The organism is Vogesella mureinivorans, assembly GCF_007644035.1.
GTDB lineage: Bacteria > Pseudomonadota > Gammaproteobacteria > Burkholderiales > Chromobacteriaceae > Vogesella > Vogesella mureinivorans.
This window is the reverse complement of sequence record NZ_VMTV02000401.1, coordinates 1-383: the sequence shown is the minus strand read 5'-3', so window position 1 is coordinate 383 and position 383 is coordinate 1. Positions and strand designations below refer to the sequence as shown.

Here is a 383-nt window from a genome sequence, read left to right as displayed (position 1 = left end):
GGCGCCGTACTTGTCGATCATGGTCTGCGGGCTAACGCCATTGTTCTTGGCCTTCGACATCTTCTCGCTGCCGCCGATCTCGACCGGCTTGCCATCCGCACGCAGGGTGGCGCCGGTGACGCGGCCGCGCTCGTCCTTCTGCAGATCGACGTCAGCCGGATTGATCCAGCTTTTGCTGCCGTCGGCCTCGACGCGGAAGAACGTATCGGCGATGACCATGCCCTGGCAGAGGAGATTCGTCGCCGGCTCATCGCTGTCCACATAGCCGGCGTCGCGCAGCAGTTTGTGGAAGAAGCGGAAGTACATCAGGTGCATCACCGCGTGCTCGATGCCACCGATGTACTGGTCGACCGGCAGCCAGTACCTGGCGCGGCCGTCCAGCA

At 63.7% G+C, this 383-nt stretch carries 1 pseudogene; it reads right to left on the bottom strand.

Going from position 1 to position 383, the window contains the following annotated elements:
• Positions 1 to 383: pseudogene (gene leuS, locus FLQ44_RS11200) on the bottom strand (leucine--tRNA ligase); the annotation flags it as partial.